Consider the following 18291-nt stretch of genomic DNA (forward strand, 5'->3'; position numbering starts at 1 on the left):
CAGATGAAAATATCAATAATCACTATCTTCTTTATACTGCTCGCGGTTATACTATCGACAGGATGTACCACCTCAAAAACATCCGTTGGCCCATCCCGCAACGAATTTGCAAAAGGAGCTGATATCAGCTGGCTACCGCAGATGGAAGCCTCGGGGTTCAAATTTTATAATGATAATGGCGTGGAGCAGGATTGTTTCCAGATCCTGAAAGATCACGGTATCAATACGATCAGGTTAAGAACATGGGTAAATCCATCTAACGATAAAGCCAGCGGTCATTGCAGCAAAGAAGAAACGGTGGCAATGGCCCTACGGGCAAAGAAATGGCAGATGCGGATAATGATAGATTTTCATTACAGCGATAGCTGGGCAGATCCGGGTAAGCAAAAAAAACCGGCGGCCTGGGAAGGCCACGACTTCCCGCAGCTGCTGAAAGATGTATATGATTATACTTTCGATGTAATGTCTGCTTTGAAGAACAGCGGCATCACCCCTGAATGGGTGCAGGTGGGCAATGAAACAGCCGGAGGTATGATCTATCCTGAAGGAAGCACTTCAAACTGGCATCAACTGGCGCAATTGATCAACAAAGGCTATGATGCCATTAAAGCGGTGAGCCCTGCGTCTAAAGTGATTCTTCATGTGGATCAGGGTAATAACCGAACACGCTTTGTTACGTGGTTCGACAGCGCCAGGACCCATGGTGCAAAATATGATGTAATCGGGCTGTCATACTATCCCTACTGGCTTACCGGCAAACCCGATTATACCCTTTCTATTGATGACCTGGGCAATAACCTGAAAGAGATGGCCGCCAGGTACGGAAAGGAGGTGATGGTAGTAGAAGTGGGCGGAGAAGACACGAAAGCGCAGAACACCTATGATATGCTGGTTGCCGTACAGAAAAAGGTAAAGGCCGTGCCGGATGGAAAGGGTTTAGGTGTAATTTATTGGGAGCCGCAGGGAGCAAAAAGCTGGAGCCATTATGGATTAAGTGCCTGGGGAGATGACGGGAAACCCACGAAGGCGATGGATGCCTTCCTGGAGCACTGATACAGTAGGCATACTGCGGCTGACCCACTAAAATCCATTTTCTGCCAGCCAGCTTTTAAATAAATTAAACCAGTTATCCTTGCTGTGAAGATCTGTTAAACCAAAACCATGACCACCAGATTGCAGGATATGCATTTCCGCCTTTACATTCGCTTTCAGTAAAGCGTTAAAAAACAGGAGGGTATTTTTAACCGGTATCACATCGTCATCAGCCGCATGCACCAAAAAAGTCGGTGGCGTATTTTCCGTGACCTGCTTATCGGTACTATAAAGATCCAGCAATGCAGCAGATGGATTTTTACCAATCAGGTTTTCGCGGGTTCTGGGAATAGCAGGATCATAGATCGTTACAGGATACAATAGCGCCATAAAATCTGCCCGGAGATTGATCCGCTCTCTATTTTCAATCACCACCCTGTTCAACTGCGTACCCGCTGTTGATACCAGGTGACCACCTGCCGAAAGGCCCATTGCGCCTACCTTGTGGGGATTGATGCCCCACTCTGCAGCTCTTTTGCGTACCAGCTGAATGGCTGCCTGGGCATCCTGTAACGGACCAATTGTTTTATCAATCATGATGGTATCATGCGGCAAACGGTATTTTACTACAAAAGCGGTGATACCTGCTTCATTGAGCGCCCTGGCCATTTCATAACAGGTGGCTGGCGCCAAAACAAAATAACCGCCTCCGGGAAAAATAAGTATAGCCGTGCCGGTTGCAGTTCCCTTCTTCGGAAAAAAAGGTATCAGGGCAGGTTGTGTTACTTTTCTTATCAAACCTGAAGTATCCTTTTCTTCTATATAATCCGGGGGTATGCTCCTGGAATTCGGAATATTTTTTTCATACAGCGGTATCATTGTTTCCTGCGCATGCGCCAACTGTAAAAATGACAAAAAAGCCAATACTGATATAATTCTCTTCATTTTGTAAACATAAAATGCATGGATACTCAATATTACGCCTACGCTGCAAGATATGATGTGCAAAAATGCTCAATTTTATTTTTTCCTGAAGAGCACCGGTTGGATGCCATAAACAGATTTGAAAGCCCGGCAAAAAGCACTCGTATTTTCAAAACCGCATATCCAGGTAATTTCCTGCACAGGCTTATCCGTGTCTTGCAACAATTGAGCAGCATGCCTGAGCCTGATGCGTATGAGGTATTGATACGGCGTACAATGAAAAGCCGCTTTGAACTGCCTGATTAGTTGAGGCATGGATAAGCAGGCCAGGCTACTTATCTTTGACAGATCAAGATGTTCGGTATAAGAAGAATGCAGGATATCCCTGGCTATGCATAGCCGTTTGTAAATTTCAATCCTGGTAGTTGCCTTAACCGCCCGGATACCAGCTCCGCGAACCACGTCAGATTTGTAAACCCCAATCAGGTGCCGCAACAGAAAAACCAGGTGTTCATCTACCATAGTTGCATCATATCCCCTGCTTTCAATAGTAGTTGCAAGCCGGGATAACTGCGCCTGTAAATCAGGGGAGATATTATTAAGGGTCTGGAAAAATTCAGGTATTGTACTGTTATTATAAGAAGAATTATCCAACAGCGCTCCTTCGCTGTTAAGCATATCACTAAACACAGCCGACGCAAATTCCTTTTTAAAAAACACCGACAACCCTCTCACTTTTTCGCCCCGGCTGGTACGACACGAATAACGCTGATCATCATTTAAAACCAGGAACTGCCCTGGCCTTATCACCAAGCTGTGACGATCAATCCCATACCATTCCTCGCCACTGAGTATTGTTTTGATAGAAAGACACCCGGCATGATCGTCACAATGACTCCCATTGCTCTCCGCATTAATAATAATGTTATGCTTTTGGAATTTGCTGAAATACAATGCCTCATCAAATCCTGGCTCCATATGATCGGGCACACTGGTAAGATACATACACTAATATTAAATTATTTCTATAAACCGGTCAAATTTGTTTTGTTATCCCGCTTTTAACCAGGCAGGAACCCATCTGGCAGGAGTTAGTCCAGCCCCTTTAACTCCCCGCCGGCTCACCCACTTCCTCCATCTGCTAAACGGGGCTTCTGCCATTCCCGCTTATCTCGGAATTTTAATGGTACACAGGTCGGTGAAGAGGCTCCCCCGATCCCGGCGGACTTTCCGGTAAAGCCCTGTACGATGCCATCAATAATGCCTCCCCCCTTCAAGCTCAAAAGCGAAGGAGTGACGGCAGAAGAAAAGCTCCAGGTACTGCCAGATTTATTCTTCCGTACCCATCACTCGCATATTATCAATCTGCAGTACATCAAACGCTATATCCGGGGAGAAGGCGGGCAGATAGAACTGGAAAATGGTGTGTATGTAACAGTATCGCGGCGAAAAAAAGAAGAGCTGCTCAAAAAGTTCAGGTATAAGAAATAGATCGGGCTAACAGATAAATGGTAAACATCTCCCAGGGAATTTGCCGCACCGGTATAAATTTACCCGCTTGATAAATTAGTACTGTCAATATTACAATTATTCAAACCGGGCACTTGAAAAATTACAACAAAAAAAATAACTGATTATCAGAAATATATAAAAATGCCCCGGGCATACCCCCCACATTATCAGGACTACGAATTAAAAATTTGAAAAATAAATTCCCGGGGAATTAAAATTATTCTTTATTTTAGATAGTATTATAATCGTGATGCTTACCCTCAGGTATCACATTTGTTTAACCTATTCTCATTTTTGCTATAGTCTGATAATATGTAACCCAAAGTATTCCTTCAACCAATAAACATTACCCATGAAACGTAACCACTATTTGAAAGCATTCCCGTTGTTAGCCGTATTGTTTTTCCTGTCCTGTAGCAAGGATAACCAATCCAATCAATCAGATAACCAGAAAGATGGCCCGATCACTTTAAAATCCGGTGCGATGGTCGAAAAAAAAGGAGCTGATTATTTTTGGGAAGGAGATATCCGTCTCACTAAGGAACAATACAAAAACCTGGATCTCTATGGCCAGCTACTGCCCAAGAAACCAGACTATGTAGGCGCCGAAAAAAATGCGCACCCGGTGTATAATGTGCCCTTTCAAAACACCGCCCAGGGCCGCACCATCCCCAGAGCATTCAGTATATACCCTACTGCCTATAATTTATGGGCCATGGTGAGGATTATATACGGGTCAAATTTAACCCTGGCGGAGAAACAGAAAGTCCGTTCAGCACTGCTTGAAATGGAATCCAATACCAATGTAAGGTTCTACAACGCTACCTGTGAGCCGCTGGTTGACCCCACTTATGGATTTACTTACCCCAACATCGAGTTCTGGTCCACAGATGGTGCTGATGTCAGCGAATCAAATCTCGGAAGAACAGGCGGGGTACAACGCATCAACCTCGCTGATTTCGCCTTTGATTCATGGGACAACAGTGTGATCATCCATGAAATCTGCCATGCGCTGGGTTTAAGACATGAGCATACGCGCCTCGACAGGAATTCGTTTGTTACCGTTAATACGTCTAACCTTACCTCTTCCGGGCTCGCACAATTTAATATCCCCTCCACCAATTACTATCAGACAGGTACATACGATTACACTTCTGTAATGGGATACAGCTCGCTGACAAGCAGTACATCCATAGTACATAACACCAGTTTACCAATGTACACTAAAACAGATGGCAGTTATATTTACCAGGGCAGCTTTCTTTCCAACAGCGACAGATCCTGGATAAATTATTTCTACATTCCGTATATAGCAAGATCAGATGTGTATGCTGAATTGGCGCCAACAGTGTATAAGTCAGATAACACCATCATGACGCCGAGTGAAAGACTTGACCTGCAGGCGGCTTTGAACAACGGTAATCCATACCCTCCTAATTGTTGTACACTGAACAATGATTTAGGAAAATTTACCTGTCCTTAATGTAAGGACACCAGGAAGAAGCCTGTTAAAAAATGACAGGCTTCTTCCTGGTTTTAAAAGATAAAAATGTAATTTACTTTTCAAAATAGATAAAATATCCACAGATGAAATCCTTTTTCATTTTTTTGTACCCAATTGTAGCGCTGCTGTTATTACAGTCCTGCGGGAAGGATGATAACGATGGTGATTTACAGATAGATCCTTTTACCTATGGCGCTAAATTCGATTGGCGGGAAGACTCTATCAAGACGCAGCAGGAAGGAAGCTGGACAAAGATCGGGAACGGCAACATATTTTCCTGGCTGGCAAGAGAAAACACGCTGCAAAGCACCAGTTTCGCGGCCTATGGTCTCCGGACAAATATCAAAGCGAATTTTGTATATACTATCCAGAAAGATTCGGTATTTGCACTCAAGCTAACTGCAGACAGCATCTATTTTCTGGATGGAGATGGCCGGCAAAGAACAGATCTGAAAGGAAAAGTTACCTATTCACCGGATACTTCATTAGTCGTAATCAACACGGCTGTGTCACCAGCGATTACAATAAAATACCGGTTGGAAAAATAGGACGTTCCCTGTATTGTTCAGGATATTTATAAATGCCGGTTATTAAAACTGGTCTTATTTGTTTGTGCCTGGTTCATCAAACAGGCAACCCATCAGAACTGAATGATAGCGCCCAACCTGGCGCCGTAATAATTATTCGCGGAGCCATTAAACTGTGTGGAAATCTGCGTGCCGTTACTCAAATAAGAGATATCAGTTCCTTCCGAAATCCTCGCATTCCCCAGCATGCCGTTAAGTGAAAAGGCGAGAAAGCTGTTAACAGCATATCTGACATTCAAACCATAGTCCATACCATGTCCCTTCGACGTTTGCGCAAAGCTTAACGGATGCATGAACAGATCGATCAGGTTCCAGTTCGCCTCTCCCCGGTAACTGATCCAGGTATAAGCGATATCAGCGCCCACTGATAAAGAGCGGTTGATCTTGTAATTACCCTCCAGAGAACACTCAGGTCCACGCCACTTTGCTGTATAACTACTCTGCAGGTCCGTTAATTCAGGACTAAGTATAACAAAGTTTTGCCGGGTATTTTTATAGGATACCCCAGCTCCCAAACTGAAATTGGCACGTTGCAGAAAGGTAGCCATGGCGCCTGCCCTGAATATCTCCAGGTAGCCCCTGTCGCTGGAAAAAGATTGCTGAAAGGTAGGATCTGTGCGGTTATCACCCTTATAGTCGGTATCCACACCACTGCCGCTAACTACACCATTTCTTTGATAGTATGCGTTGAACCGGAGGCATTTCAACGGGCGGTAGGCGCCATCCAGGTAAAAGCCCAGGGACGTGATACCATTAAAGTGCAATTCTGATAAAACGTTGGGGGATTGTCCCTGCGGATTACCTGCAATCGACCAGTCGAAATCATTCGTGTTAAATGCACCGCCACCGGATACCGAAAACTGACGGAATTGCGCATTTGCCGGAAATTGACTCAGCAGCGCCATAATACAGATAGTAACACCCGACCATAAGGGTTTTAAGCTGGTCATGTTATTGGGATTATATAACAGATGCAAATAGTGTTTTCATACCAGCTAAAGATACATGCTTCTTCAGAATAATGCAATAACATCAGATGAAAATCCCTTAATCATCCAATCCCTTCCCGTCGAGAATCTGCGACATATATTTCTCCACCCTCGACTCTCGGGTTTTAGATTGTTTGGGAGCAGAAAAATAAAGCAGGTAGCCTCTTTGCCGCCCCGGTGTTAATTCATAAAAAGCTTTTTTCAAGGCCGGCTTTTTATCTAACTGCTGCTGAAATTCTTCGGGGATGGCGTATTCTTTCGTCTTTTTAAGCGCCACTTTCGCACCAGCTTCTTCCAGTTCAACCGCCTCATAAATATATGCTTTCAGGGTAGGCGCCAGCTTCACTATTTCCTGGAGACTGGTAAAGCGGACCTGGCGCGCCGCCTGCACATTTTCTGTTTGCTGGATCAGGATTCCTTTAGGGTCCTTTAACAGGGCTCCTTTAAAAAACAAAAGCGCACAGTACTCTTTAAAAACATGTATTAAAACGATGTTACTCTTTTCAAACATGTAACAGGGACACCCCCATTTCAATTCTTCATTCAGGTGACAGTCGAGAACAATCGTTCTCAATTTCTCTATTTCTTTCTTCCACTTGTCAGCTTTACTAAAATAGAAATCAACCTTGGGATTCATATTATCTTGTTTTATTGATTAACTGAAATAGTTTTCCTGTCTGCAGGCCTGAAGTACCAGGATGTAATTGTCAACGCCAGCAATAACAACGAAGGAAAAATATTGTTCATGGTACCAGTTGCCATATGTGAAAGTGCGGCTCCCGACATGACAAAGAAAAAGCCTGCATACGCCCATTCCTTTACCAAAGGAAATTTAGGAATCAGTACTGCTATGGCTCCCAACAATTTCCAAATGCCCAGTATGGTCAGAAAATAAGTGGGATAGCCCAGATGCGCCGTAAAATCTGTTTCATCCTGTTCTTTAAATAACTGTACTAATCCGGTTGATACCATTCCTAATGCAAGCCAGAGCGTAGCAATCCAATAAATAATTTTATTTCTCTTTGACATGATGTGTTATTTTAATTTGCCTACGATGCTTTGTAACCGGTTATGTGCCATATTCAGGCCGGGAGCAAAACCCATTTGCATCATCTGGTCCCTGAGTTCAACTGATTTATATACAATATGCATATTGAGTTTGCTGGTATCGGCTGTAAGTGGTTCAAATTCCAGGAACTCGAGCTGGGCGGCAAAAGGTGCATTCTCCATTTCAAAAGTCCGGGTAATTTTCTGGTTCGGAATAAACTCATGAACGGTTCCATTGGCTTTAAATACCACGTTGCCTTTAGCATCGCTGGTTTCAAACTGCCAGCCGCCGTGCTTCCTGTTTTCAAGTTTCAGCACTTTGGTTCCCATCCATTGCTCCACAATTTCGGGTTCTGTGTATGCCGTAAAAAGTAATTCCACCGGCAAATCAAATTCCCTCGTTATCACTAATTCCTGTTTGCCGTCTTCGGCATTGATTTTTGTTTTTCGTTCCATAAGGCTGCTATTTTTTTGGTTTGTACTTTTTCATAATGGATTCTAATTTATTAAATCTGTCATCCCACATTTGGCGGAATGGTTCAATAAAGTCTGCTACTGCTTTCATTTTTTTTGCGTTGATGTGGTAATAAATTTCCCTGCCGTTTTGTTTCTGTTCCAGTAGTTCGCATTCCGTGAGTATTTGCAGGTGTTTGGAAACTGTTGGTCTGGCGGTGTCAAAGTTAGCGGCTATTGCCCCTGCTGTCATGCCCTGTGAAGCTACCAACAGCAATATAGCCCGTCTTGTCGGGTCCGCTATGGCCTGAAATACATCTCGTCGTAAATTCATTGTGTAGCTATTTGACTACAAATGTACATGTAGTTATTTAACTACACAAATTTATTTTTCACCGGCGGTTGGCTGTCTTAACGAATCATTGATTTGAAGATGATTACCTGATCCCCGTGATCCTGTAAAGCGCCACGTCCTTTGTCAGTAACAGGCGTTCGAAATTAGCAGGAATCTTATCTGTATGTTCATCCAGCAAAAAGGAAAACTGGGGAAGATATGTGCTGCTAAGCCGGTTAAAAATAAGGTAATTCACAGGGGATTTTGTGATATCCAGGTCTCCCGGAAAGCGGGGAACATAGTTAATGACCTTGGGGGCAAGATGACCGTATGCGATCCAATCATTGATATTATTGCTATCGTAATAGAGTGGTATCATCACAAACCGGCATCCGAGATAATATGCGCTGGCCGGATGTATGGCCATGATCGTTTTTTGGGATAAATCAGGATCCTGCGCTTTTAAAAGCTGTGTTATTTTTTCCATGTCCGCCAGCTGTCCACTATCGTTTTTGTCATCCAGGTAAATATCCATTTTCCTGATAGTCACTATTACGTTTATCAATAAAAAGAAGAGCAGTGCGCCGGCAACAAGCGGTTTTAATTTTATCCACCCCGGATCAGACATGCCTATTGTATACAACAACACAGCTATAGCCATACCGGTTATGGCAAACCAGCTTAAAAGCAAACGGTCTATGATAAACGCCTGTGAAATCAAGCCTGTATACATTATTAAGCAGGTTGCAATCACCAGGAAAAATTTATTATCCGCCAAAAAGGACCTGCATTTCCGGGTAGATAAAAACTGTATAAAAAATAAAATAATACACCCAATAAACGATAACAGTGTTTTTATAGTGAGCGTGGAGAAAACCTCCATTACATTATATAAAAAATGTTTCCCATAATCTAATGGTGATTGCCGCATAATTTGCCAGACAGAATTGTAGGATGCCTGGTCATGCCACCACCATTTCGGATTAACCGGAGCTGACTGGTACGACAAGCCATAACCAACGTTCAGATAATGCCAGCTATTAAAAGGACCGCCGCTGTTAAGCGTATTAATGATCCACCAGGGCAGGGAAACTATTGCAAACCCCACGAACAAGGTGAACACATTTGAAGAGGCGGCCCGTGGCCGGTAATAGAAAAATAGCAGTATTATAAAGGAGGGCAGCAACGCGTAACTGGTATACCGTGTCAACCCCGCTAATCCGGCCATAATTCCTGTTATAAAAAGATATTTATAAGAAGCTGACTGCAGTGCTTGGAAAAAAAAGCAAATAGCGCTTACATAAAACATGGTATCCAGCATGACGTTTTGCGCCTGGATACTGTAAAGAAAATAGGTGGGATTAGCGGCAACAAGTAATTGCGCTAAAAAGGCAGGCACCTGGCTGCCGGTAAACTTCATCACAAAACGGTAAATAACCAAGAGCAGCACAGACGAGGAAAGCACAGATATAAATTTCGCCGCCGCAAAACCATCCTGAAAAATCCAGGTGAACAAGCCTGTTAATAGCGTAAAAAGAGGAGGCCAGAAATGTGAACTCACACCCCGATATCCTTTTCCCTCAAATAAGTCCACACCAGCCAGGTATTGCATGGCGCCATCCCACTCCTCGAACAAAGTATGATGTTGCGCAATAAAGAAAGTCAATATAAAATATGCCAACGGAATTAAAGCTCCTTTCCAAAGAGCTGGTTTACTTGATCTGATAATCATCTGACAGCTTTAGATACCTGAACCTCATATAAATTAGGCTTATTTTCCATAACAGATAAATATGTTGTTTAAGTATATGTATCAGAGGTCTGTTGTTGCATATATATCATGCTCAGCCATTTAAATATAAATTTAACAATAGCCCACCGACTTCCCGAAACCGGGAAATGGGTTATCTTCGGTATCTGCGTGTTAGAAAATAAAAAATGAATTACCAGGTAATTGCTCCCCCTCCGTCGCTGAAAAATTATGTTCAATGTTTCTGGACCCTGGAGCACCAAACTGACGATGTATCACAAAAAACTTTCACGGCCATGTGCAATGGTGCTCCGGGGCTTATTTTCCAGGAGAACCCCGCAGTGTTTACCGGTTTTGAAGGTGAACAGCTGCCACAATTGTTTGTTTTCGGGCAGGCAAGGAAATATGGCCAATTGCATGGCGGTGGTAGTTTTCGCACGGTTGGTATAAACTTTCACCCCGCAGCACTTAAATCGGTGTTTGGTTTGAATGCTAATGAACTAACCGACCAAAATACCTGCATCAGTCACCTTACAAAAACAGCTTTAAGCGAACAACTGCTTAATTGCAGTTCTGCACAACAACAGGCTGCTTGTCTTTTTAACTTCCTGGAAAAACAGGCACACCTTTACGAAAACAGCAATAAAAAAGTAGATTATGCCGTAACAGCACTGCAACAGGGGAAAAGGCTGTCGCATGTATTACATGACCTCAATTTATCAGAACGTTCGCTGGAACGTCTCTTTCTTACCCACATCGGCATTACACCAATTTTTTATGCCCGTATCTGCCGCTTCCAGGCTTCGGTAGCGCTTTTGCGGAAAGGCAATCTTTGTTCACTCACAGGCATTGCACATTCGCTTGGCTACTTCGACCAATCCCATTTTATCCGCGATTTCAAACTTTTTGCCGGCGTGAGCCCGGGCATTTACCTGCGCAAATCCATTGAACGGATGCCTGGATTTCCCGAATGGGAATCATAAAAGGGCCTGTCGGTTTTTTACAATTTTACCCGGGGCATAGCAGCTAATTTTGTCACATTGATCACCCAAACCATCACACATGGAACAGGATAAAAGAAAGGCTGCACCAGACAATACAGCGGTACGCACAGCTTTATGGAGAGCCCTGCACGTTCAGATCGATCCGATGCCTCATATTATTGAAGATGAAACCGGGCTTCAACTAATAGCGCCCGATAATGGATGGCAGCAACGGCCGGACATGAGCCCGGATTTCACTAAACGCCTCCGGGCATCCATGGTGGCCCGTGCCCGCTTCATTGAAGACCTGGTGATAGCGCAGCAGGAACAGGGTATTCAGCAGTACGTGATACTGGGTGCGGGACTCGATACTTTTGCACAACGCAGACCGGAGATTGCTTCCCAATTACAGGTATTTGAAATTGACCAGCCTGATACCCAATCCTGGAAACAACAACGGTTAACTGAACTTGGCTTTGGTATGCCGGAGTGGCTGCATTTTGTTGGCGTTGATTTTGAAACCTCCTCCTGGTGGGAGCAATTGATAAGTGCTGGCTTTGATACCAGCCAACCTGCGGTGGTGGCTTGCACGGGCGTTAGCCTTTATCTTACCAGGGACACGATCGTTGCTACCCTGCGCCAGCTTGCCACCCTTGCACCCGGCTCCCGGATTGCCATGACGTTTTACCTGCCATTTGACCTTCTTAAGGAAGAAGATAAACCCCTGCAACAAATAGCAGAGAAAGGCGCCCAGGCGGCCGGTACTCCTTTCATCAGTTTTTTTACACCGGAGGAAATGCGAACGCTGGCACGTGAAGCTGGTTTTAAAACGTTGGAGATAATATCGGCAGACGATCTTGACAAACGTTACTTTACCGGCAGAACAGATAATTTCCACCCGTCAAGCGGAGAAGAATTTTTGGTAGCGACTACCTGAAATAAAACAGCCTGGCACGATCATGTGCCAGGCTGTTTTCATTTGATATTAAGTTATCAGGACCTTAGCCGGTAAAGAAATTATTTCTTTACTGCCTTCAGGCTGAAACCAATTTCAACATCTTTGCTGATCATCCAGTTTTCTGGGCTACCTTCTGTTTTGTAGTTAATACCCCATGAAGACCTGTCGATCACGAACTTTGCATTAGCAGTAACACCGCTTTCAGCAACAACGATTTGCGCAGGGAAAGTGATGTTCAGGGTGCTGTCTTTCAGGGTCAGGTTACCGCTGATAAGATTGGTAGCGCCAGGAAGCAGGCTTTTCTGCTTGCTGCTGTCGAAAGGAGCTACAGACGTGATAACGAATTTGGCGGAAGGATACTTTGCCACATCGAAGAAATCGGGGCTTTTCAGGTGCCCTTCCAGGTCGGATGCTTTTTTGTCCGGTTCAGTAACAGAAGCCGGGTCTGCAACCAATGTAGTCAGGTTTACATCAAAACTACCGCCGGTAACAGCGCCGTTTTCAACGTTAAGACTGCCATCCGCTACTTTGATGGTACCAAAACGGGGCGCAAAGCCACCTTTGTGAGTAGCACGCCACTGTACAGTGGTAGTGGCAGTGTCAATGGTATAAGCTGCGCCACCGGTCACAGCTGCTTCTTTCTTTTCTTCGGTCTTCGCCTGATCAGTCGAAGCACCACCACATGCTGCAAGTGTAAGCAGCAGGGCAAAGGCAGGTACTGTTTGCTTCATAAATTTAAATTAGAATTATATATAAGTTCCCGAATATAGGCAATCGGCCTTAATCATGATGCAACATATCGAAAAATGTCAATATTATAACAATCCCTGTATAACTTTTTGCATGATAAAGCTCCTACAGCATAATCACCGAATCAATCTTTGACACCTCCTTATAATACGAAATCACTTCTTCCTCATTCTGAACAGGCACCTGCACGGTAAAGGATTTATACTTCCCGCCGGAAGAATTGGTCTCTGTAATTTTTGCACTTACATCCGCAAACATCGACTTCAGCTCCGCTATCTTGTCCTCGTCCGCCTTAATGATAAACTTAAAAGTATACTCACTGGGGAATACTATTGATTGCTGCAACAATGAACGAAAATTTTCATACGGATCTCCGCCTAAGCTGGCATTTACATTTTCACCTGTAGACATATTAATACTATTTATCAATTTACTTTGCAAAATCAACGTGCAAAATAACTTCTTTTTTAAAAATCCCCCCTGTCCATCACTAAAACATCTTCCCTTCTTTCAGTATCTCCCAACTGCCTTCTGCTATTTCTCCTTCGAGTTCCTGCGCATTCCAGCCGCAATACCCGATGAATATCCGGATGTCCTGCTCAGATATCGTTCCCTTATTCATATGCATCACCGCTGCCTTAAAATCCCCGCCCATATAGATGTTATCCACTACCTGTATACCTTCTTCTATCAGCTCAGGACAACGGTGTATAAAGTAAAGATGCTCCCGGTCTACCGGACCGCCATCATACAACGGAAACGGGGGACTATACCTGAACTCCTCCAACTCGTTAAACTTACGGGGATACTCCTGGTTCACCACAAATCCCATCGCCCCGTTCTCATTATATTCCGTAATGAACAGGACGGCCTTTTCAAAAAAGGTATCCTCCAAAAGCGATGTGCTGGCGATAAACATTCCTGCATTCATAATTTATAAATCTCCCCCAATAATTAATTAAATGTGCCGATCAACTGCAATACCTGGCTGGTGGCCAAAATTAAGCCAAGTATAAGAAACAGCCAGAACCGGGTTGTCCGGTACGTTGGTTCCCCTATTACATAAAGCACCAGGCACACAATCCAGAAAGCGATCGCGAAGCTTTTAAAGGTAACGGAGTTTTTCATATACGTACTCCCGATAATTAAAAGTATAAGCCCCGCAACTTCTATAGGAGGGCCGTAACGCTGCCAGAACAAAACCAGTTTTCTTTTCATAACAATATACTTTTGTTAGATATGCCGAATGTCAAACATGCCAATTCTTTCTTTAGCTGCTCTCCATAGTTACATACACCCTGCGGAAATCTTTCCGCGCCAGGTCGCTTTTATGTATAACAAAAAACAGGTCGCCGGCATCTCCCCAACTAAAATCCCCGCGCGATTTTACGGTAAGCAGAATGGTCCAGTCCTCGGGGTTTCCTTTGCAGGCCAGCGCCGCCTGCAACTCAGGGGAATGATGCTGCGTAAAACCATAGTTATTCATTTCATGATCGCTTTCCAGCAGGCGATTAACCGGCTCTTCAAAGATATCATACAAATTGCTGAGCAGCGCCTCATCCTGCAACAACGACTTCGATATACCCCGGAAAAGATACTGATTAACATGCCAGGAATAAAAACCCGGTACCGAATTTTTAACCGTAGCATCGGCTTTATACGGGGCGTATTGCCCATCTGTCAATTCATAAAAATCCTGCTCCCCGAAGGAAAACCGCTTACCGGATTGCAGGGTGGAATTATCGGCCACATACAATACTTTACAAGGCAGGTGCCCGTCCCGGGCGCCGAGGTTGTGCATGGTTTCCAGGAAAAAGAAAAGCATTCCCTTTTCCGGTAAATATTCCTGTAACGGCGCCAGCGCTTCACAATTAACCTGGGCGATGAATTCATACTTATAATACTCCTTGCGGTAATCATCGTGGTACACAGGATAATCAACATCCGCGGGCAAATCAGGCATGCCGCCAAACCGGTGGTTGCCAGTGGCAGCGTAATCTTCTTCGCCGGAATATTTAAAACTGATGGTCTTTTTTACCAGCGCACGTAACGCTTCGCGCTGTTGTAATAACCCCTCTTTCTGCAGGATCTCATCCACTGGTTTAATTAATGCTTCATCATACTGCGCAAAGAAACTTTCATCGTTCCAGTTCACCGGTCCGTTGCCATCTGCATCTTTGTAAGTATTATCCAGCAACTGCTGCTTACTTTTTATATCCAGTTCCAGTCCGGCAAAATCTGAAAAAGCTGCCGGCAGGAATGAAAACGGGTTATTGGCAGCGTTGATCTTTATAATTTTTGGCAACGCCAATAGATTTTCGGGCAGGGTTTTTAACTGGTTCTTCGCCAGGTGCAGGTATTTCAGCTCCGGCAATTCGAATGCGGCTATTTCGCTGAGCTGGTTGCCGTTGAGGTTAAGATATTCCAGCCGCGGCATATCCATCAGGTGAGCGGGTACACGCGATAAATTTCCACCTGCAAACGAACAATGCTTCAACTTCGTAAGCTGGTTCATATACTCAGGGATACGGCACAGGTTTGAATCAACAATCACCAGGTGCTCCAGTTCACGGAGATGAAGCAACTTATCATCCAGCCGTTCCAGGGGGATTTTTTTCACCGGCCATTTGGCCATGATTTCCACATGCCGCAATGCTTTCAGGCGATAAAATTCATTCGACAGCCGGTCGAATGCAGGGTTGGTGAGCACTAGTTTTTTCACCAGTTCCACGGGAGCGCCTGCTGCTTCTGCCACGGAAGTGAAACAGTACTCTTCCCAGTTTAACTGTGCGGTATCTATCTTCCGGTAAACAGTCACCGCAAACACGGGTTGATCACTCCACGAAGGTTTCAACTGCCCCAGCAGCGCTACCCAACCATCTTTAAAAATAACATCCCCTGAAAATTTTAACTTATAATGAAACCTTTCCCGGTTAATAGAAAGATAAGGCGCCTCGTGTTTGTCTTCCGTAAAATGCAGCACGCCTTCCGGTGCATCGCTTTTATAAACACCCAATGCGGGAATCGTAATTTTCACCTCGCCCGTGGGCTCGTAGTCGTCCAGTAATTCCACCGCCACAGCCCTTTCTACATCGCCGGTCCTGGCAACCACTGTGATGAGTAAAGCCCCTGAGTAATCGAAACCCTGTCCCGATTGTGCTTCATCTATCTCAAAATTAAAATCTCCTATCTGAAAGTGGTTTTTACCATCCGCTGGTGGTACAAAAGCATGAATTTCCATAAGCCCGTTCTTTTGATATGGTTTCCGAATTTGGGTTAACCGGGTTACCGGCACATGGCATAATTATACGAAAAGCGGCTTAAAAAAAGAATTTTGCGTCAAAAAAATTACTTTGCAATATTATGAAGCCATTTTCAACCAATGTTGCTATGTTTAAATATTGCCTGACATTATTAATAGTTGTATTTACATGCACGGTTACTTATTCCCAAACAGCTTTTTCAAATAACCCCGACAGCGCTGTTTTTCTCACAAAAGACATTGATGTTTTCTGGAAAGCGTTTGACCTCTTTAAAAAAGACACGACCGTTAACCCGTTTGGCAGCGCCTATCTCGACATTGGCAGCGCCGGTGTAAAGGGGTTTATACCAGGCAGGATTAAAAGCGCCGAAAATTTATTCCTGGTAGTCAGGAAACGTCGCAGCGACTATGAAAAAGTAAGGGCCACCACCTTGCAAATGAAGGAAAAAGAAAAACAATGCCGCAGCGCGTTCTACGCTTTAAAATACTGGTACCCTCCCGCGCAGTATCCACCTGTTTATTTTGTGATCGGCGCATATAATTCAGGAGGAACCTTCAATGAGCAGGGTTTGTTCATCGGCGCTGAAAAGCAAACTGATGTCAGCAACATTCCATTTATTGTAGCGCATGAGCTGATTCATTTTCAGCAAAAGAACTGGATGGAAAATCCCACTTTATTGCAGCAAAGTATTATCGAAGGCAGCGCGGATTTTTTAGGAGAACTGATATCCGGGGCAACTACCAATAAAATTGCGATAGATTACGGGAATAAAAACGAGGAAAAATTATGCAGGGAATTTGTTACAAGAATGGATAGTACCAACTATATCGACTGGCTATATGGTGTTTCCGGGAAAGACAACCGCCCAAATGATCTCGGTTATTGGATGGGTTATAAGATTACACAACAATATTTTGTGAAGGCAACCGATAAAAAAGAGGCTGTCAGGGAAATTCTTGACATCAAAGACTATAAAGCGTTTTTAACCAGGAGCGGATATCTGAAAGAATATCTCAAATAAGATAGGCATCGGTGTTAATTATCTTACTGACAAAATCCGTGTTGGTAAGATAATTACACTTTAACATATATCTTCCGCCGGTCCATCACATATCCAACAAGCCACATCAGCAGCATATAAAAAACAGCAAACAACAGGGAAGCATTTTTGTCAGATAGCCAACTGGTAAAAGCATCCCTGTAAATAATACCTCTCACGGATCCCCCGTCTATGCGTATCATTCCCAGCAATACAATCACCACCCAGGCAACGATGTAAATGAACAAGGGATTTTTACCAAACACTTCAAAGAAATAAGTCCATTTCCGGAACGACCATACATCAATGATGATGATCAATGCGGCGAGGATCAGCAAATCAAAGCCAGTGGCATACACAACATAGGAGCTGGTCCACAGCGGCTTGTTAATCGGCAACCACCTGTCCCATAACGTGCCGGCCACCACCAGCAATATCCCGGCTACCAGCAACTTCACGATACCGCCTATGCGCTTCCCGTTCTCCTGGATAAAACTACCCGTAAGAAAACCTGCCACCACATTAATAACAGCCGGGAACGTACTCAATAACCCCAGCGGATCAAATGGAAATCCATAATGCCGGTACATGTTCCGGGGAGATAAATAAAGCGCGTCCAATCTGCCCACGGCATTTCCTTCAAGGCTGTAAGGTCCTGGTTGCGTCCCAAAATAATACAACACATACCAATACAACAATAATATCAGTACGCTCATAACAACAAGCATGCGGTGGCTGCTGTAACGGATCATAAAAGCTGCGATACAGTAACAAACCGCGATACGTTGTAAAACGCCCCAGATCCGGGTATCAGCCAGGTCCTTCCACAGGTAATGTCCCTCTTCCACCTGCACAAAAGGAAAAACGCCGAGTAATATCCCAATCATAAAAATGATCGCTGTACGTTTGAATACCTTACCCATAAATGCAGTATGAGAAAGACTTTTCATCTTCCTCATACTGAAGCTAAGAGCGTTTCCCACCACAAACAGGAAGGACGGAAACACCAGGTCGGTAACCGTAAATCCGTGCCAGTCGGAGTGTTTAAAAGGTGCATAGATCGCATTCCAGCTGCCGGGTGTATTCACCACTATCATGAAAGCAACGGTCATGCCTCTCAGCACATCCAACGCAGGGTATCTTTCCGGTACAGATTTCATACGCCA

Annotated in this window: 21 protein-coding genes; 7 read left to right on the plus strand and 14 right to left on the minus strand. The window is 44.2% G+C overall.

Annotated features, from left to right (window positions below; translation table 11 throughout):
- The first annotated feature begins 3 nt into the window (after positions 1–3).
- Positions 4–1053 carry a glycoside hydrolase family 53 protein gene (locus tag QFZ48_RS00960; protein WP_429046443.1) on the plus strand — a complete coding sequence of 350 codons (1050 nt, stop codon included), beginning with the start codon at positions 4–6 and terminating at the stop codon, positions 1051–1053.
- Positions 1054–1080: 27 nt separating this feature from the next.
- On the opposite strand, the gene QFZ48_RS00965 is transcribed toward QFZ48_RS00960, so the two are convergent.
- Positions 1081–1977 (minus strand): alpha/beta hydrolase, encoded by an 897-nt coding sequence (locus QFZ48_RS00965; protein WP_429060718.1) that lies wholly within the window; start codon positions 1975–1977, stop codon positions 1081–1083.
- Positions 1978–2052: 75 nt separating this feature from the next.
- Positions 2053–2961, minus strand: a complete 909-nt coding sequence (locus QFZ48_RS00970) for a helix-turn-helix domain-containing protein (RefSeq protein ID WP_429060720.1) — start codon at positions 2959–2961, stop codon at positions 2053–2055.
- Positions 2962–3204: 243 nt separating this feature from the next.
- Between QFZ48_RS00970 and QFZ48_RS00975 the strand changes: the two genes are divergently transcribed.
- The 3 genes from QFZ48_RS00975 (at position 3205) to QFZ48_RS00985 (ending at position 5520) form a co-directional block, all read left to right on the plus strand.
- Positions 3205–3447, plus strand: coding sequence for a LytTR family transcriptional regulator DNA-binding domain-containing protein (locus QFZ48_RS00975; RefSeq protein ID WP_429046440.1), 243 nt, complete (start codon positions 3205–3207; stop codon positions 3445–3447).
- A 373-nt stretch (positions 3448–3820) separates the two neighbouring features.
- A complete protein-coding gene (locus QFZ48_RS00980; RefSeq protein WP_429046439.1) occupies positions 3821–4951 on the plus strand; it encodes a M12 family metallopeptidase in 1131 nt (376 codons plus the stop codon).
- Positions 4952–5055: 104 nt separating this feature from the next.
- The gene (locus QFZ48_RS00985) at positions 5056–5520 is read left to right on the plus strand and encodes a hypothetical protein (protein ID WP_429046438.1); all 465 of its coding nucleotides are present in this window, start codon (positions 5056–5058) and stop codon (positions 5518–5520) included.
- Positions 5521–5612: 92 nt separating this feature from the next.
- Here the strand turns inward: QFZ48_RS00985 and QFZ48_RS00990 are convergent, their stop codons facing one another.
- From QFZ48_RS00990 to QFZ48_RS01015, 6 genes are all read right to left on the minus strand, one after another.
- Positions 5613–6509: a hypothetical protein gene (locus QFZ48_RS00990; protein WP_429046437.1), complete on the minus strand. Its 897-nt coding sequence runs from the start codon at positions 6507–6509 to the stop codon at positions 5613–5615.
- A 97-nt stretch (positions 6510–6606) separates the two neighbouring features.
- The gene (locus QFZ48_RS00995) at positions 6607–7185 is read right to left on the minus strand and encodes a YdeI/OmpD-associated family protein (protein ID WP_370911760.1); all 579 of its coding nucleotides are present in this window, start codon (positions 7183–7185) and stop codon (positions 6607–6609) included.
- Between the two features lie 11 nt (positions 7186–7196).
- Positions 7197–7577 carry a DoxX family protein gene (locus QFZ48_RS01000; protein WP_429046435.1) on the minus strand — a complete coding sequence of 127 codons (381 nt, stop codon included), beginning with the start codon at positions 7575–7577 and terminating at the stop codon, positions 7197–7199.
- 6 nt (positions 7578–7583) lie between these two features.
- On the minus strand, positions 7584–8051 hold the full coding sequence (locus tag QFZ48_RS01005; RefSeq protein WP_370911758.1) for an SRPBCC family protein: 468 nt from the start codon (positions 8049–8051) through the stop codon (positions 7584–7586).
- A gap of 7 nt (positions 8052–8058) precedes the next feature.
- The gene (locus QFZ48_RS01010; RefSeq protein ID WP_370911757.1) at positions 8059–8382 is read right to left on the minus strand and encodes an ArsR/SmtB family transcription factor; all 324 of its coding nucleotides are present in this window, start codon (positions 8380–8382) and stop codon (positions 8059–8061) included.
- Between the two features lie 103 nt (positions 8383–8485).
- Positions 8486–10114 carry an ArnT family glycosyltransferase gene (locus QFZ48_RS01015; RefSeq protein WP_429060722.1) on the minus strand — a complete coding sequence of 543 codons (1629 nt, stop codon included), beginning with the start codon at positions 10112–10114 and terminating at the stop codon, positions 8486–8488.
- A gap of 206 nt (positions 10115–10320) precedes the next feature.
- Here QFZ48_RS01015 and QFZ48_RS01020 point away from each other — a divergent pair, with 206 nt between their 5' ends.
- The gene (locus tag QFZ48_RS01020) at positions 10321–11115 is read left to right on the plus strand and encodes an AraC family transcriptional regulator (protein ID WP_429046429.1); all 795 of its coding nucleotides are present in this window, start codon (positions 10321–10323) and stop codon (positions 11113–11115) included.
- A 79-nt stretch (positions 11116–11194) separates the two neighbouring features.
- Positions 11195–12052: a class I SAM-dependent methyltransferase gene (locus tag QFZ48_RS01025; protein ID WP_429060724.1), complete on the plus strand. Its 858-nt coding sequence runs from the start codon at positions 11195–11197 to the stop codon at positions 12050–12052.
- Between the two features lie 80 nt (positions 12053–12132).
- Here the strand turns inward: QFZ48_RS01025 and QFZ48_RS01030 are convergent, their stop codons facing one another.
- The 5 genes from QFZ48_RS01030 to QFZ48_RS01050 form a co-directional block, all read right to left on the minus strand.
- Entirely contained in the window at positions 12133–12804 is a 672-nt protein-coding gene (locus QFZ48_RS01030; protein ID WP_429060726.1) for a YceI family protein, read from the minus strand.
- Between the two features lie 124 nt (positions 12805–12928).
- Complete coding sequence (locus QFZ48_RS01035) at positions 12929–13234, minus strand: HP0495 family protein (RefSeq protein ID WP_429046424.1); 306 nt, start codon at positions 13232–13234, stop codon at positions 12929–12931.
- A 79-nt stretch (positions 13235–13313) separates the two neighbouring features.
- The gene (locus tag QFZ48_RS01040; protein WP_429046423.1) at positions 13314–13754 is read right to left on the minus strand and encodes a YqgE/AlgH family protein; all 441 of its coding nucleotides are present in this window, start codon (positions 13752–13754) and stop codon (positions 13314–13316) included.
- 23 nt (positions 13755–13777) lie between these two features.
- Positions 13778–14041: a hypothetical protein gene (locus tag QFZ48_RS01045; RefSeq protein ID WP_429046422.1), complete on the minus strand. Its 264-nt coding sequence runs from the start codon at positions 14039–14041 to the stop codon at positions 13778–13780.
- 52 nt (positions 14042–14093) lie between these two features.
- The gene (locus tag QFZ48_RS01050) at positions 14094–16064 is read right to left on the minus strand and encodes a DUF1963 domain-containing protein (protein WP_429060728.1); all 1971 of its coding nucleotides are present in this window, start codon (positions 16062–16064) and stop codon (positions 14094–14096) included.
- Positions 16065–16186: 122 nt separating this feature from the next.
- Here QFZ48_RS01050 and QFZ48_RS01055 point away from each other — a divergent pair, with 122 nt between their 5' ends.
- A complete protein-coding gene (locus tag QFZ48_RS01055; RefSeq protein ID WP_429046419.1) occupies positions 16187–17107 on the plus strand; it encodes a DUF2268 domain-containing putative Zn-dependent protease in 921 nt (306 codons plus the stop codon).
- A 53-nt stretch (positions 17108–17160) separates the two neighbouring features.
- Here QFZ48_RS01055 and QFZ48_RS01060 read toward each other — a convergent pair whose 3' ends face one another.
- Entirely contained in the window at positions 17161–18285 is a 1125-nt protein-coding gene (locus QFZ48_RS01060) for an acyltransferase family protein (RefSeq protein WP_429046417.1), read from the minus strand.
- Positions 18286–18291 lie beyond the last annotated feature (6 nt).

The organism is Chitinophaga sp. W2I13 (assembly GCF_050434005.1).
Lineage (GTDB): Bacteria > Bacteroidota > Bacteroidia > Chitinophagales > Chitinophagaceae > Chitinophaga.

What these genes read in the sequence shown, in the direction of transcription:
- QFZ48_RS01025 (WP_429060724.1), top strand. Translation starts at nt 11,195, where the DNA reads ATGGAACAGGATAAAAGAAAGGCTGCACCAGACAATACAGCGGTACGC.
- QFZ48_RS00990 (WP_429046437.1), bottom strand. Translation starts at nt 6,509, where the DNA reads ATGACCAGCTTAAAACCCTTATGGTCGGGTGTTACTATCTGTATTATG.
- QFZ48_RS01060 (WP_429046417.1), bottom strand. Translation starts at nt 18,285, where the DNA reads ATGAAATCTGTACCGGAAAGATACCCTGCGTTGGATGTGCTGAGAGGC.
- QFZ48_RS01055 (WP_429046419.1), top strand. Translation starts at nt 16,187, where the DNA reads ATGAAGCCATTTTCAACCAATGTTGCTATGTTTAAATATTGCCTGACA.
- QFZ48_RS01045 (WP_429046422.1), bottom strand. Translation starts at nt 14,041, where the DNA reads ATGAAAAGAAAACTGGTTTTGTTCTGGCAGCGTTACGGCCCTCCTATA.
- QFZ48_RS01035 (WP_429046424.1), bottom strand. Translation starts at nt 13,234, where the DNA reads ATGTCTACAGGTGAAAATGTAAATGCCAGCTTAGGCGGAGATCCGTAT.
- QFZ48_RS01000 (WP_429046435.1), bottom strand. Translation starts at nt 7,577, where the DNA reads ATGTCAAAGAGAAATAAAATTATTTATTGGATTGCTACGCTCTGGCTT.
- QFZ48_RS01020 (WP_429046429.1), top strand. Translation starts at nt 10,321, where the DNA reads ATGAATTACCAGGTAATTGCTCCCCCTCCGTCGCTGAAAAATTATGTT.
- QFZ48_RS00980 (WP_429046439.1), top strand. Translation starts at nt 3,821, where the DNA reads ATGAAACGTAACCACTATTTGAAAGCATTCCCGTTGTTAGCCGTATTG.
- QFZ48_RS00960 (WP_429046443.1), top strand. Translation starts at nt 4, where the DNA reads ATGAAAATATCAATAATCACTATCTTCTTTATACTGCTCGCGGTTATA.
- QFZ48_RS00965 (WP_429060718.1), bottom strand. Translation starts at nt 1,977, where the DNA reads ATGAAGAGAATTATATCAGTATTGGCTTTTTTGTCATTTTTACAGTTG.
- QFZ48_RS00995 (WP_370911760.1), bottom strand. Translation starts at nt 7,185, where the DNA reads ATGAATCCCAAGGTTGATTTCTATTTTAGTAAAGCTGACAAGTGGAAG.
- QFZ48_RS00970 (WP_429060720.1), bottom strand. Translation starts at nt 2,961, where the DNA reads ATGTATCTTACCAGTGTGCCCGATCATATGGAGCCAGGATTTGATGAG.
- QFZ48_RS01015 (WP_429060722.1), bottom strand. Translation starts at nt 10,114, where the DNA reads ATGATTATCAGATCAAGTAAACCAGCTCTTTGGAAAGGAGCTTTAATT.
- QFZ48_RS00975 (WP_429046440.1), top strand. Translation starts at nt 3,205, where the DNA reads ATGCCATCAATAATGCCTCCCCCCTTCAAGCTCAAAAGCGAAGGAGTG.
- QFZ48_RS01040 (WP_429046423.1), bottom strand. Translation starts at nt 13,754, where the DNA reads ATGAATGCAGGAATGTTTATCGCCAGCACATCGCTTTTGGAGGATACC.
- QFZ48_RS01005 (WP_370911758.1), bottom strand. Translation starts at nt 8,051, where the DNA reads ATGGAACGAAAAACAAAAATCAATGCCGAAGACGGCAAACAGGAATTA.
- QFZ48_RS01050 (WP_429060728.1), bottom strand. Translation starts at nt 16,064, where the DNA reads ATGGAAATTCATGCTTTTGTACCACCAGCGGATGGTAAAAACCACTTT.
- QFZ48_RS01030 (WP_429060726.1), bottom strand. Translation starts at nt 12,804, where the DNA reads ATGAAGCAAACAGTACCTGCCTTTGCCCTGCTGCTTACACTTGCAGCA.
- QFZ48_RS01010 (WP_370911757.1), bottom strand. Translation starts at nt 8,382, where the DNA reads ATGAATTTACGACGAGATGTATTTCAGGCCATAGCGGACCCGACAAGA.
- QFZ48_RS00985 (WP_429046438.1), top strand. Translation starts at nt 5,056, where the DNA reads ATGAAATCCTTTTTCATTTTTTTGTACCCAATTGTAGCGCTGCTGTTA.